This is a genomic window from Scytonema sp. PCC 10023, assembly GCF_963920835.1.
Classification (GTDB): Bacteria; Cyanobacteriota; Cyanobacteriia; order Cyanobacteriales; family Nostocaceae; genus Kalymmatonema.
On sequence record NZ_CAWUDP010000016.1, the window covers coordinates 115,722 to 129,984 of the forward strand.

General features: G+C 43.5%; 10 protein-coding genes and 1 pseudogene. 7 read left to right on the forward strand and 4 right to left on the reverse strand.

Annotation, left to right across the window (positions count from 1 at the left end; all coding sequences use genetic code 11):
• Positions 1-42: 42 nt before the first annotated feature.
• Complete coding sequence (locus ACM0OZ_RS12375; protein ID WP_414583126.1) at positions 43-447, reverse strand: NIL domain-containing protein; 405 nt, start codon at positions 445-447, stop codon at positions 43-45.
• A 171-nt stretch (positions 448-618) separates the two neighbouring features.
• Here ACM0OZ_RS12375 and ACM0OZ_RS12380 point away from each other — a divergent pair, with 171 nt between their 5' ends.
• Positions 619-1,209 carry a thioredoxin family protein gene (locus ACM0OZ_RS12380; RefSeq protein ID WP_414583127.1) on the forward strand — a complete coding sequence of 197 codons (591 nt, stop codon included), beginning with the start codon at positions 619-621 and terminating at the stop codon, positions 1,207-1,209.
• Between the two features lie 41 nt (positions 1,210-1,250).
• On the opposite strand, the gene ACM0OZ_RS12385 is transcribed toward ACM0OZ_RS12380, so the two are convergent.
• Positions 1,251-1,487, reverse strand: a complete 237-nt coding sequence (locus ACM0OZ_RS12385; RefSeq protein ID WP_414583141.1) for a DUF6737 family protein — start codon at positions 1,485-1,487, stop codon at positions 1,251-1,253.
• Between the two features lie 539 nt (positions 1,488-2,026).
• On the opposite strand from ACM0OZ_RS12385, the gene ACM0OZ_RS12390 reads away from it, so the two are divergent.
• Positions 2,027-6,010 carry a PAS domain S-box protein gene (locus tag ACM0OZ_RS12390; protein WP_414583128.1) on the forward strand — a complete coding sequence of 1,328 codons (3,984 nt, stop codon included), beginning with the start codon at positions 2,027-2,029 and terminating at the stop codon, positions 6,008-6,010.
• Between the two features lie 322 nt (positions 6,011-6,332).
• Positions 6,333-8,288, forward strand: coding sequence for an ATP-binding protein (locus tag ACM0OZ_RS12395; protein ID WP_414583129.1), 1,956 nt, complete (start codon positions 6,333-6,335; stop codon positions 8,286-8,288).
• A 67-nt stretch (positions 8,289-8,355) separates the two neighbouring features.
• On the opposite strand, the gene murG is transcribed toward ACM0OZ_RS12395, so the two are convergent.
• The gene (gene murG, locus ACM0OZ_RS12400) at positions 8,356-9,429 is read right to left on the reverse strand and encodes an undecaprenyldiphospho-muramoylpentapeptide beta-N-acetylglucosaminyltransferase (RefSeq protein ID WP_414583130.1); all 1,074 of its coding nucleotides are present in this window, start codon (positions 9,427-9,429) and stop codon (positions 8,356-8,358) included.
• An 85-nt stretch (positions 9,430-9,514) separates the two neighbouring features.
• On the opposite strand from murG, the gene ACM0OZ_RS12405 reads away from it, so the two are divergent.
• From ACM0OZ_RS12405 to ACM0OZ_RS12420, 4 genes are all read left to right on the forward strand, one after another.
• Positions 9,515-10,366: a nuclear transport factor 2 family protein gene (locus tag ACM0OZ_RS12405; protein ID WP_414583131.1), complete on the forward strand. Its 852-nt coding sequence runs from the start codon at positions 9,515-9,517 to the stop codon at positions 10,364-10,366.
• Positions 10,367-10,553: 187 nt separating this feature from the next.
• Positions 10,554-11,324 (forward strand): SDR family oxidoreductase, encoded by a 771-nt coding sequence (locus tag ACM0OZ_RS12410; RefSeq protein ID WP_414583132.1) that lies wholly within the window; start codon positions 10,554-10,556, stop codon positions 11,322-11,324.
• A 41-nt stretch (positions 11,325-11,365) separates the two neighbouring features.
• Positions 11,366-12,022, forward strand: a complete 657-nt coding sequence (locus ACM0OZ_RS12415) for a DUF1295 domain-containing protein (protein WP_414583133.1) — start codon at positions 11,366-11,368, stop codon at positions 12,020-12,022.
• A gap of 41 nt (positions 12,023-12,063) precedes the next feature.
• Positions 12,064-13,479, forward strand: a complete 1,416-nt coding sequence (locus ACM0OZ_RS12420; protein ID WP_414583134.1) for a cytochrome P450 — start codon at positions 12,064-12,066, stop codon at positions 13,477-13,479.
• 477 nt (positions 13,480-13,956) lie between these two features.
• Here ACM0OZ_RS12420 and ACM0OZ_RS12425 read toward each other — a convergent pair.
• Positions 13,957-14,076, reverse strand: a pseudogene (locus ACM0OZ_RS12425) (zinc ribbon domain-containing protein); the annotation flags it as partial.
• Between the last annotated feature and the right edge of the window lie 187 nt (positions 14,077-14,263).

Here is a 14,263-nt window from a genome sequence, read left to right on the forward strand (position 1 = left end):
AGCACTCGGTCATAAAGTGAAGTCGCAAATTTTCACGCCTTTTTAAAGGTTCGTAGAGATTGCCTCCACAGGACAAGTGGGAATACACTGTTCACAAACAATGCAGCGCGATCGCGTAAATGTCAGCTTATCCGTTTGGGGATCGATTTTTAAGGCTTCTGTTGGGCAAACTCCTGTACACAAGCCACAGTGGACGCAGACATCTTCATCAATAATGATTTCCCCTAAAGCTTGGGAGACAGTGATGTTTTGCGATCGCATCCACTCAATCGCTGCATCTAATTCATCTATATCTCCCGAGAGTTCCACGACCAGTTTACCAATTTGATTCGGCGCAACCTGAGCGCGAATAATATTTGCAGCAACGTTAAAATCTCTTGCCAATCGGTAGGTGACTGGCATTTGAACGACGCGTTTGGGAAAAGAAAGAGTGACTCGTTTTTTCACAGTTGCATTTAATGAATTCCCCAAGCATCTGGGGATACATCCTTATTCTATTGCAAACCGCCAAGGACACCTGGAGAACAGCACACCGATTGGGTAGAACGCCAACAAAGAAACACAGCAGGTTAAACTGAAAAGAGTAGTACTTACTTAATAAGTTTTAATAAATCTGTTATGAGTAGCGATTCACCTGTTCATTCTCCAGAAAAATCCGAAGCTAAGGTTGGGGCGCGCTTGAGAAATTTTTTAATCGCAATAGTGGCGATCGCCCTAAGCGTTGCTCTAGTTTTGGGACTGCGAACTCAGACAACCTCTCCAACTCTTGCTCAGTTAGGTGAACAGTCTACACCAATAGATGTGGCTTTAACCAATGGTAAGCCATCGTTTATGGAGTTTTATGCTGATTGGTGTACTGTCTGCCAGAAAATGGCACCAGATATCGCGCAACTGGAACAGCAGTATGCTGACAAGGTCAATTTTGTCATGCTGAATGTGGATAATACCAAGTGGTTGCCAGAGATGTTGAAATATCGGGTAGATGGCATTCCCCATTTCGTGTATTTAAATAAAGATGGGGAAGCTGTCGCCCAGGCAATTGGTGATCAACCACGCATCATTCTATCAAGTAACGTGGAGGCTTTGGTTGCTGGTTCGCCTTTGCCTTATGCTCAAGCAAGTGGGAAAGTCTCCCAATTTAATGCACCAGTCGCACCAACAACTGGTCAGGATGATCCCCGCAGTCATGGCGCTCAAGTGGTTAACTGATGAAAGCAGAATTCCCCATCCGACAAGAGCGGTGGGGTAGTTCATACCCCATCCTCATGTGATTCTAAAATCCCACTGCGGATCACAAGTTGGGGCCAAATGATCAAAAAGAAACCCATCCATGTCAATACAGGCACACAGACAAGAACCGTCAACCAAACTGTCTTAAATATTACCCAGCTACCACTTATCAGCGTCACGCCTGTGAGAAGAATAGACCAAGGCTGACACCACCAGGGTTTGTATTTCCAAGGACTCATAGTTTGTTTCTGAGACATTTCTTGTTTGGTAATTGCCAAGGATGTTTCACATATTATTGATAATAATAAATAAAAATACTTTTCATTCAACTAAAATCTAAATTAGAAATATTAAATTATTCAACTATAATTTAATTTTTTTTGGTACTAACTTTTGTCTAATATTCTTTTTCAAAAACTTGACAAGTGGAAAATGTAATTTTTAAAAGTATAAATTATCACATTGTATTTTCACACTTTAGTCTCTTGTTATTTGTTACAAAATATAAAAGGTATTTTTGCTCTATTGAAAATTGAGCATACTAAATTTTGTGAAAAATGTTATGGAGATGAATTTGAATACCCAACTCATTATTATAAAACAAATAAAGAAGAAAAAATTTGCTGTGGGCATTGAGCCAAGAGCAATTTCTGGCTGTGTTAGAACAAATCAACAACACAGTTGATTTTTGGCAGCAAAAACGGATTGAGATCTTTTCCTTAGCTTTGAGTCAAATTAAAAAAAGACTCACTGATCTCAGCCAGCCAAACAACTTGAAGCAAATATCTTACTACAAATGAATAAACGTGTTGGTCAATTTGCAGTAGCCTTTGTTACCCTCATAGGGTGCAGTGTCTTGCTGGGTTGGCTGCTTGACGTTCCTCTACTCAAGAATGGCTTCCCTGGCAGTCCTTACACAATTAAGGCAAATACAGCTGTGTGCCTCTTGTTAATAGGCGTATCGCTAGGACTGTTGCAGCGACAACGACTTCCTCGGTGGCTCTATCTCATTGCCCAAGGATGCGCAATGCTTCCAGTAACCATCGGTTTACTCACTTTGGGCGAGTATCTTGTTGGATGGAATCTCGGCATTGATGAATTGCTGTTTGATGATGGAATCCCAACTTCTATCTCTCCCTACCCAGGGCGAATGACGGAAATTACAGCATTTAATTTTGTGCTGCTGGGGATTGCCCTTTTGTTGCTAGCACAAAAAACTAGGCAGTGTAATTGGCTTGCTCAGAGCCTAATTTGTGTTGTAGCTTTGAGCGCAACATCAGCACTGGTTGGTTATTTGTTTGAAGTAGGGGTTTTATATGAGTTTGACGTTTCCACAACGGCAATACCCCTCATGGCTGTGACATTAATTGTACTGTGTGTTGGGATTTTATTTACCCATCCAGACAAAGGGCTAATGCAGACTGTGAACAGCTCCTCAATCGGTGGGGCGATCGCACGTCGGCTATTACCCTGGGCAGTTATTGTACCGCCTGCAATGAATTGGTTAACTTTTTGGGGGCTTGAGAGCAAGAATTATGACCAGATATTAATTCACGCTTTGCAAACCGTGTTCATAATCGTCATACTCTCGATTCTCATCTTGTCGAACGCTAAGTCAATCAACCAGGTAGAAGCCCAGCGTCAAAGAGCAGAGCAAAAACTACAGGAATCAGAACAGCAATTCCGACGTGCTGTGATGTACTCTCCACTGCCCATTATGATTCATACTGAGGACGGAGAAGTCGTGCAGATTAATCATGCTTGGACAGATATCACTGGATACAAGCGTGAAGATATCCCGACGATCGCCCAGTGGACAGAACGAGCTTACAAACAGCGTCAAGAATCTGTCCAAGTAGGCATTGACAGCTTATACAATTTAGATTATCGTGTCGCAGAAGGAGAATTTACAGTCTGCACGCGTAACGGCAATCAGCGTATTTGGGACTTTTATTCTGCCCCTTTAGGCAGAACTCTAGATGGTAGGCGATTGGTGCTGAGTACTGCAATTGACATCACTCAACGCAAGCAGGCTGAAGAAGCTTTAGTGCAGATGAATGCCACTTTGGAATTGCGCGTCAGGGAGCGGACGGCAGAACTTGCAAAGATAAACCAGCAATTGCAGCAAGAACTTTATGAACGCCAACGCGTCGCACAAGCACTTCAAGAAAGTGAGCGCAAATTCCGAGCCATTTTTGAACAGACATTCCAATTGATCGGGCTTCTCACTCCTGACGGTACAGTGTTGGAAGTTAACCAAACAGCGCTGGATTTTATTAGGGCGCGACGAGAAGATGCTATCAACCGACCTTTTTGGGAGCTTTCATGCTGGAGTAGTACAGTAGAAATCCAAGAGAACTTAAAGGCGGCGATCGCCCAAGCCGCAGCAGGACAATTCATCCGCATGGAAGTTACTTTACCAGATGCTGATGGCGTCATGACAAATTTTGACTTTTCGCTCAAGCCAGTGCGAGATGAGTCAGGTGAGGTGGTGCTGCTGATTCCAGAAGGACGAGATATTACCAACCTCAAACGGACACAATCAGAACTGCGCGAAGTTCGCGATCGCTTAAAGTATCTACTTACAGCTAGCCCAGCAGTTATTTTCAGTTCCAGAGCTAATGGGGATTATGGAGCTACTTTTATCAGTGAAAACGTTACTGCAATTTTAGGATATCAGCCACAAGACTTTTTAGATAACTCTGATTTTTGGGTAAATCACGTTCATCCAGAAGATATTGAACGCGTCTTGAGAAATATAGCGCAAAATTTTGAAACAAATTATCACTCCCACCAATATCGGTTCTTGCGTGCTGATGGCACGTATTGCTGGCTCGAAGAGCATGTGAAACTAGTGCGAGATAAAAATGGCAATCCTGTGGAGTTTGTGGGGTATTTAATAGGCATTAATGAGCGCAAAGCAGCCGAAGCAGCCCTGCGGGAAAGTGAAGAACGTTTCCAAGCTTTTATGAACCACAGTCCAACTTTAGCTTGGATAGTAGATGCAGAGGGCAGGATGCTGTATGCCAGTCAAAGCTACCTCCGCACAATCCAGCAAGCAACTGACAGTATAATCGGGAAAAGTATATTTGATTTGTATCCTGCGGAGTTTGCCCAGCAGTGGATTGATAATATCAAAAAGGTTGCCGCCGACCATCAGGTTGTGGAAGCAATCGAGACTGCTCCCCGACGAGATGGTACCGTAGGCGATTTTTTGGTGTATGAGTTTCCCATTAAAGGTTTGTCTGGGCAACAGCTAGTGGGCGGTGTCGCCGTTGACATCACTGAGCGCAGGCGAGCAGAACTGGCTTTAGCAGAGCGGGAGACACTGCTGCGTTCTATCGGTGATAACCTACCGCATGGTGCAATCTACCAAGTAGCCCGTGAACAAAATCGCAGCTACCGCTTACACTACATTAGTGCAGGCATAGAAAATATTTGTGAAGTCAAAGCACAAGACGCCTTAAGGAATTTGAATCTCCTCCTCAACCAGTTTGTAGAGGAGGACTACCCAAAGTTGCTACAAGCGACTTATGAGACAATAACAAATTTATCAGTTTTCAACATTGAACTGAGAATACGAACGCCTAGTGGCAAACTCAAGTGGTTGCATTTTCGTTCATCACCCCGTAGTTTTGATGATGGACGCATTGTTTGGGATGGACTTGTTGTAGATGTCACTGATATAAAACAAGCAGAAGAAGCATTACGATTGCAGGCAGAAAAAGAAAAGGCACTTAATCGAGTCATTCAAACGATTCGTAACTCACTCGACTTGCAAACTATCTTTAACACCGCTGCTGCTCTTATTGCTAAACTCCTGCAAGCTAACCAAGTACAAATTGTTCAGTACATACCAAGCCAAAAGCTCTGGAAGCACGTGGCAGAATATCTCCGAACGCCTGACTTACCAAGTGCCTTGGGAATGGAGATCCCAGATGAGGGGAATAAAATTGCCGAGCAAGTCAAAAAATTAGAAGTTGTCCGTATTGATGATCCTACGACTATAGATGATCAAGTTAACCAGAAGTTTGCTCAAATCTATGCAGGAATATGGCTGATAGTGCCATTACAAATCGACTCCACAGTTTGGGGTAGCCTGAGTCTAAGAAAAAGCGGACAACACTCTACCTGGCTGGACTCAGAAGTAGAACTGACTATGACAGTCGCTGACCAATTAATGATAGCCATTCAGCAATCAGAACTTTACCAGCAGTTGCAAATAGCCAATCAGGAACTGCAACGCCTAGCTAAGCTTGATGGACTGACTCAAATTGCCAATCGACGACGTTTTGATCAATACCTTAAAAAAGAGTGGCTGCGGTTAGCAAGGGAGCAAAATCCTTTATCCCTCATTTTGTGCGATGTCGATTATTTCAAGCTTTATAACGATACCTACGGTCATCCAGCTGGTGATACTTGTTTAATCCAAATTGCTCAAGCAATTAGTGGTGCTGTTAAACGCCCAGCCGATTTAGTCGCTCGTTATGGTGGCGAAGAGTTTGCGGTGCTTTTGCCTAATACCGACAGTGACGGAGCAACACAGGTTGTTCAATTTATCCAAAAAAAGGTCAGACAACTCAATCTCCCACATATCGCTTCTCCAGTAGGGCAATATGTCACCCTCAGCTTTGGCATTGCTACAATTTTCCCTTCTCACAATGGTTCTGTACAAGCTTTGATTAACGCAGCAGATAAAGCATTGTATCAAGCAAAAAACAAGGGACGAAATTGCTACCAAAGCATAAGTAGTACAAAAGTGCTAGATGGACAGGGGTGACCGTCGCTACGCTCCAATTCAAAATCCAAAATCAAAAATAATCAATCCTGCCCGTAGGATAAATTTTGGGTTAGCAGGGGTTTTTGAGGCGTGAAAGTATATCTAGATATAAGCGTATATAACAGACCTTTTGATGACCAGAACTAGTGTGAACTGCTCATTTCCGAAAAAGCGATCACATCTGAAAAAAATGCGAACGCTTAGGGTTGCTTGAGGTTGGTTACAGATCATCACCGTAAGTAATATTGCTTGAGGGCATGTATTATTATTTATAATAGAATGAGAGCGATAATTTTATCTAAATGATTATAAGCTAGTTCGCATGGCACAGTATCCAGATATATCTTATACACATGTCTTATCTGAGCTTTCAGTTAATCGCAAAGATCCTTGTGAAGTAATCCGTGAGTTGATATCTAACTCCTATGATGCTAAAGCATCGAGAATTGAGATTTATCCCCTATTGCAGTATCAAGGATTTATATTCTTTGACAATGGTAGTGGTTTAAGCGAAACAGAAATTATCAATGGGATAACCTCTTACCGAGCCTTTTTCTCGATAGGCAAATCTACTAAAATTCCGGGTGAATTTATAGGTTACAAGTGCCAAGGCTCAAAGCTGTGCTTCGCTTCAAAAAAATTTACTTTGATAACGCGCTGTAGGGATGAGGAACACTGGCGCTCAATATCGATAGATAACCCTAAGGATAACTTAAATCCTCTATACGACATCCAATCGAACTCAGATAATAGTCCCTGGGAAACCTTAATAAATTTATTTCCCAGACCGAATAAACAAACAGTAACTATCCTTGACCATATGAGAAAAGAGTTTTTCCGTAACGGCTTTTCTAGTGGGGCAATGATGATTGTTCAAGGTTTAGAGGTAGAAAAGTTTTCTGACTTTTACAACTCAGAAGAAGATGGTATAACCAAATGGTCATACCTAAAACATTACATACGCTTTAACACAAGACATGGAGACATGAGAATTCTCCACCCAAATAAAACTGATTTTCCAGCTAGGAAAGCAGAAAGCTTTAAACAGTCTGCTGGATACAATGACCAGTGTGAATTGTACCTGTGGACAAAAGATAGAAAAGTTGATTATTTGAAAAAAATTGATGCAGGATATCCATACTTGGAAAAGCCTAATGATTTAGTGATAAGCAGCCCTGCTGAAGTATCAAGTCTAAGCGCAGGTAGATTTTCGGCAAGGAGTGCTGCAACTTTTACGTTTGAAGGCATTACTTACTGTTTGGCGCTAGCAATTGATGGCAATCGTCGGGCACATGAAAAGTATGAAGAGCTGGATAGAAAAGGCAAGAAAAAGTCTGGAATTAGGTTGACGGATCAAAGAGGCGTATTTATCTGCTCAGAAGGAGTGAAAATTTGTCGATATAATGAAATATTTGAACATAGCAAACTAGCCGACTACGCAGTGGTTGGCACGTCTAATGCACAGTGTCACTACATTCTTATGATCAATGGTAGTTTCGATGTAGTAACAAACAGAAATTCCTTGACTGAAGCTGCATTAAAAATTCTTAATAATGATTCTTTTATCGAAAAGATAAAACAGTTTTTTGATACAGCCAAAAGAGATGTTAAAGTTTTTGCAGAACTGGTGGATAGGCTAAATAAGGAAACTCAAGATGTTAAACTAGAGGCTTATACTAACAAGCTGAATGCACTAAAGCAAGGGATTCAAGACAGACCTCGGTTTAAGGTACAAGATATCGAACAACTAAAGGAGAAGTGGCTTGTAGAACCTGGAATTGGAGAAGAGTATTCGGTTGGAACCTTGTATACGATGTTTGCTCACCTTGCCCCTGCTGACTCACAATATGCTCATCTTTGGCTTCGTCCAAGAACCTTCTCTAGCATGGGAATTGATAGCGTTGCTGTCAGTATCGGGGAAAACAGTTTAGCAGAGAACGTTCATAAAGCTCTTGAGTACAAGTACAGTTTTTCACCAAGTGACGAGTTTAATCATCCACTGATATTGACTCACCAGATTGTATGTTGGGAGATGCCCATTGGAGAAAATGGCAAGCAGATTAATGACTCATACAACTACTTTGGAGAAATCTCCACTGAAAAACTTGATGGGCTGGGCTACGAAATTATAAATATCCAAAGTCGTGACGGTGAATATTATGACGGCAAAATAAAAGTAATTAGCTTGAAGAATCTACTTGATAAGACTTTTAATTGCCAATGGGTAACTCCACCGCCGCCTAGAGTAACTGCTTCCGCAACAAGGAGAAGGCGGTAAAAAGTCAAAATAACAATGGCGATCGCCCCTCTTCACCATTACGTCTCTTGCCTGGTGCAGTTGGTTTTCACTTCTCCACCATATCACGCAGCAATTGCGCTAATTTTTCCGCACTATCAGGAACAGCGATCGCCAACGCCTTTTCCCCCATTTTTCGCAATTCTTCTGGATGCTGCAACAAGTCCAAAACCTTATTTTGCAATATCTCTGCTGTCAACTCCGACTGTTTAAAGGCGATCGCTGCACCAACTGAAGTAAAAACTTCTGCATTATAAGTTTGATGGTCTTCTGCGGCAAACGGGTAAGGAATCAAAATTGCTGGTGTTCCGCACACCGCCATTTCCGTTAAACTACCGGCTCCAGAACGAGTAATTGCCAGATTCCCCCGTCGCAACAACGCTGCCATATTATCATAAAATTGTAAATTAATATACTGCGGATGTTTCAAGCTGTCAGCCTCTGGATCTTTATCGCCTGTTAAATGCACAACCCAAGCACCAGCATCAAACCAAGCATGAGCACACTGGCGCACCAGCTTATTGATTGCAACCGCTCCTTGACTACCACCAAAGACAACGATTAAGGGAACACCATCAGGAATGGGGAGATCCAACGATGCTTCAATTCCTTCTTCTAGGAATTGAGAACGTACCGGAGTACTGGTGTAAATTGTTTTGACGCGGGGCAAATACCCAGAAGCCACTTCAAAACCCACCGCCACCGCACTACACCAAGGTCCGAAAAAGCGAGTGACTTTACCAGGTAAGGCGTTGGCTTCATGGAGAATCACAGGTAAACCCAAGGAACGCGCTGCAATCACAGCAGGTGCGGCGATGTAACCCCCTGTGGTGAACACTCCCTGAAATTTTCCTTGTTGTAAAATTTTCCTGACTTCTAGAATTGAACCAATAAGCTTTACCAAAATACCTAAAGACGAAATTCCAAAACCTTGCTGAAAACCTTCAACTGCAATAGTATTCAATCGATACTGCTTAGGAACAAGCTGAGTTTCTAATCGATTAGGCACACCAAGCCATTCGATTTGATAATCGCTCAAGTGTTCCGCCAGTGCGATCGCCGGAAACACGTGTCCGCCAGTCCCACTAGCAGCTATCAATAACCGTATAGGAGCGTGTACCATGAACTCTCCACCCTGTTAGCGCTTAGTTTAACCTAAGATAAAACAATTTCCATACCTCTGTAGTCAAATTGCCTTGTTATTGCTCATGCCTAATTTTGTTTCGTTTCTACACAAAAGTCCAACACTGTTGCCATCTAGTCGCTTGCTAGTTTTTTCCTTGCTGACACTCGGTTTATTGACAAATTGGAGCGCTCAAGCAAAAGCACCACCCCAGTTAGCCCAAGCTGCAGAACCCGTCCCCAGTGCATCCCAGAATGCACCCGCCCAATTGAAAAATTTATTGACGCAAATTGATACCGCAGCAAGCCGGAGCGATGTCAAAGCAGTGATCCAGTTCTACAGCCCCAATTTCATACATGGGGATGGCTTAACCCGCCAGAGTATGGAAAAAGCTTTAACTGCACTTTGGCAGCGATACCCCCAATTAAAATACAGCACCCAGATACAATCTTGGAAATCAGAAGGTAATGCCATTATCGCCGAAACAGTGACCAATATAACTGGCGTGCCCTCGACCAACAGTGCTAACTCGGTTCTCAATGCCACAATTAGGTCACGCCAACGCATCGCTGGAGGCAAAATTGTCCGCCAAGACATTTTGTCTGAACGTACTCAAATCACCTCTGGTACCAAGCCACCTCAAGTAGATATTAAGTTACCCCAACAGGTAAAAGTTGGTCAGCAGTATAGTTTGGACGCAATTGTCCAAGAACCGCTTGGTGATGATTATCTATTGGGAGCAGCGTTAGAAGAACCGATTAAACCAGATAAATTGCTGAGTCCCACACCTGTAGACTTGGAATTACTTTCATCTGGCGGGATTTTTAAAGTTGGACGCGCACCAGCTACCCCTGGTAGCCAATGGGTTTCTACGGTGATCATGCGAGGAGAAGGCATGGTTATGATCACTCAGCGTATGCAGGTCGTGAAAAACTAGTTATTAGTCATTAGTCTTAAAACAGTTATCAGTTATCAGTTATCAGTTATCAGATTCACTGTTTACTGTTTACTGATTGTTGACTCTTGACTCTTAAAACAGTTATCAGTTGTGAGGTTCACTGTTTAGTGTTTACTGTTTACTGTTTACTAATAACTGTTCACTGATTGTTGACTTTTGACTAAAAATGCTTTCTCTACAAAATCAAATTGTTTTGATTACTGGTGCAAGTAGTGGTATTGGTGCTGCTTGTGCCAAAGTCTTCGCAAATGCAGGTGCAAAACTGATTTTAGCGGCGCGGCGGTTGGAGCGTTTGCAGGAACTTGTAGAGACGTTGCATACGACGTCTCTACAGTTCCATTTGTTACAGCTAGATGTGAGCGATCGCTCTGCCGTAGAATCTGCTATCTCAACCCTACCCCCTGCCTGGTCTGAAATTGATATCTTAATCAATAACGCTGGTCTGAGTCGCGGTTTAGACAAACTCCACGAAGGCGACATCCAAGATTGGGAGGAAATGATTGATACTAACATCAAGGGTTTGCTCTACCTCACTCGCTACGTTGTTCCTGGAATGGTGAAACGCGATCGCGGTCATATAGTAAACATTGGTTCGATTGCCGGACATCAAACCTATCCTAATGGTAATGTCTACTGTGGCACTAAAGCGGCTGTCAGAGCAATTTCCGAAGGTTTGAAACAAGACCTGTTAGGAACCCCCATCCGCGTCAGTTCTGTTGATCCTGGTATGGTGGAAACCGAATTTAGCGAAGTGCGCTTTCATGGGGATAGCGATCGCGCTAAAAAAGTTTACCAGGGAGTCACTCCCCTCACAGCCGATGATGTCGCCGATGTGATATTTTTCTGCGTCACGCGACCAAGCCATGTAAATATTAACGAAGTTGTACTTATGCCAGTGGATCAAGCTAGCGCAACCCTGGTTAATAGGCGAACTTAAAATAAAGGAAAGTTAAAAATCTAAATTTGGTACAACTGTATATGCAAAATACTGCCAACGCTGAAAAAACTGGGGTGACAGCACTGACGGCGATTAACATAGCAAAAGTACTCCCAATCTTCTGGTTAATTGCTTTTGCTGTCGTCTTCGGCATTCAAGACTGGCGACAACTCATCTATATGTGCTTGCACATCAGCTATTGTATTTGGTGGCTAATCGAGCAATGGTTTTACCTCCAGCGGCGACAGATGTTTAATGATCCTGTAGGGGTTGCTATGTTCGTTTTAATACTATTGTCAGCCGGGGTTTTTTACGTGCTACCGGGATACCTGGCATTTATCAACCCCGTCCCTCTATCAATGACCACAGCTGCTGTAGCACTATCGCTTTACATTTTCGGGAGTCTGATCAATGCTACTGCCGATATCCAAAAGCTTACCGCCAAGCAGTACGGGGCAGGGTTAGTTCGTGACAACATCTGGCGCTTCTCCCGAAATATCAATTACTTTGGGGATCTACTACGGTATCTGAGTTTTAGTGTCGTCGCTGGTTCACCTTGGGCTTATTTGGTGCCTGGATATATCTTAGTTTGGTACTTCCAGCTTATGTCTCGCAAAGAACAGTCAATGTCCCAAAAATATCCGGAGTATGCCGAGTATAAGCAATCTAGCGCCCGTTTCATTCCGTTTATTTGGTGAAGCTTAAGTTATCAGACACGCTTGTTGAGCTTGGTAAGGCTATGCAAAACACTGCTAATACTGAAGAGGTACTTGTACTGGAGGATGGACAAGCGCCTCCTCCAGGTACTACGACTCCACCACGAAAGCCAAGGTGGTATGACACGTTTAATTACATAGCGAATCCCGATCAGTTTTGCCGCAAAAATCTAGAAGAGTATGGTCCTATCTTTAGCACAGGTGTCTTTGGTAGGACTACCATCTTTGTCGGCTCTGCTAGAGCGATTCAAATGGCATTTAATGGGGACTTGAAATATACAGAGATTGCATTGCCAGAAACCACAATGGATATGTTTGGCGAGTACAGTCTGTTCCAGCGCCCTGACTTGCATCGCCAACGCAAAAGTGCACTGCGCCCTGGGCTTACTGGGCGTGCGCTTGATGGATACACCCCCCACATTAATAACGCTATCGTGCATGGCATCCAAAGTTGGACTACCCCCAGCCAAATGGCGCTTTACCCTGCAGTAGAGAAGATCTGCTTTGATGTACTCACTCCTCTGCTCTTGGGAGTCAGCTTGGATGATTCTGCTCCAGACACTTTTGCAGGGCTACCTGTGTCCTCCAAAGCAGAGCTGAAGGCTTTGTACAAGACATTCTTTGATGGCTTTTATGGCTTGTCCAAGTGGAAGTCCCGCTTGACAGCATACGGTCGAGGACTCAAGGCACGCGGTGCGCTGCTCGATTTCATGCGTGCAGTGGTAAAAAGGCGACGGGCAGAAGGCGGAACCATGAACGCCACGGCGGACTTTCTATCTATGATGCTAGCCAGTCAGCAGGAAAATTCAGATGGGATATTTAGTGATACCTTGATTGAGAACCAGTGCCTGCTGCAGTTATGGGCGTCACACTATGAGATCTCTGGACTGATATCTTCGCTCATATACCTGCTAGGACAGCATCCGCAGGTGATGCAGCGGCTAAAGGAGGAACAGGCAGAGGTGATGGGTGGACAGAGCAATGTCAGCATATTCTCACCCGAGCATTTGAAGCAGATGGTATTCCTAGACGCGACGATCAAAGAGACACTGCGCACGCTACCTCCTAGTTCCACTGCTAATCGCCGACTCACCAAGTCTGTTGTGCTGGATGGTGTGCTGTATGAGAAGGGCTGTGTCCTGATTGCAGAGCCACGAATCGCGCACATCATGGCAGAATACTTTCACGAACCAGAGATATTTGCTCCAGAGCGCTTTCTGCCCGAGCGCGGGGAGGGGAAGATGTATGAGTTCATCCCGTTTGGGGGCGGTGTACACGCGTGCCTAGGAGCACAGATGGCGATGGCGGTCACTAAGGTGTTCGCATCTCATATCCTACGTATGTTTGACTGGAAGTCAACGGGCAAAGCAAAGTTTGTCCAGTTCCCGCTCAAGAAGATCAAGGATGATTACCAAATTAACATTGCACGCCAAGAATAATCATGGTGCTACATTGTATGGTGCCGAGGGGAATTGGTGAACAATCCTCTGACAAGATGGCAGGGAAAGAGTTTGTCATCTATCAAAATATATATTTCTTGAATCGCTGACATTTTCCGGCAGCGGTTTTTTTTGCAAAATTTTCGCACTCAGTATCTAGTAAACCTTAGAGTCGGGGAAAAACCTACACTCGTAAGCTTGCCCAAAAGCGAAGTAGAGATAGCACGAGGAGACCAAATAGCTCGGTTAAGGACGCGATGATAGTTCTGAAAGTGCTTTTCCTGGCTTAATCCCATTACCCGTAAGATAAGGGCAGGTAGATGAAGCTACTCTAAGCAGCTTAGAAGTTATTGACTGTGAACTACCTACACCGACCTTACGGTACGGTGTAGGCTTCCGGCGTCATTGACAAATGCCCCTTTTCATGAGCGGGTAGGTGGTCTTACTCCGCCTCGGCTCGGCAATAACGGGGTTCCCTCCGCCCATAGATAATATCCGAATCCCTTCATTCCTTATGTTCAATGCTGCATTACCATCACGGTCATGATGAGTATTACACTTGAGACAATCCCATTCACGAATATCGAGCGTTAACTCAAGTTGTGAGTTTGCAGACACACCCTAGCTGCAAATAAGTTATAGTTTGTAACTATTCTTTAATTCCTTTTATAATTCTTTTTTTATCCTTTTAAATATCTGCTTAACTGTCTTAACTGTCTTAACTGTCCGTTTAAATATCTGCTTAACTGTCTTAACTGTCTTAACTGTCCGTTTAAATATCTGC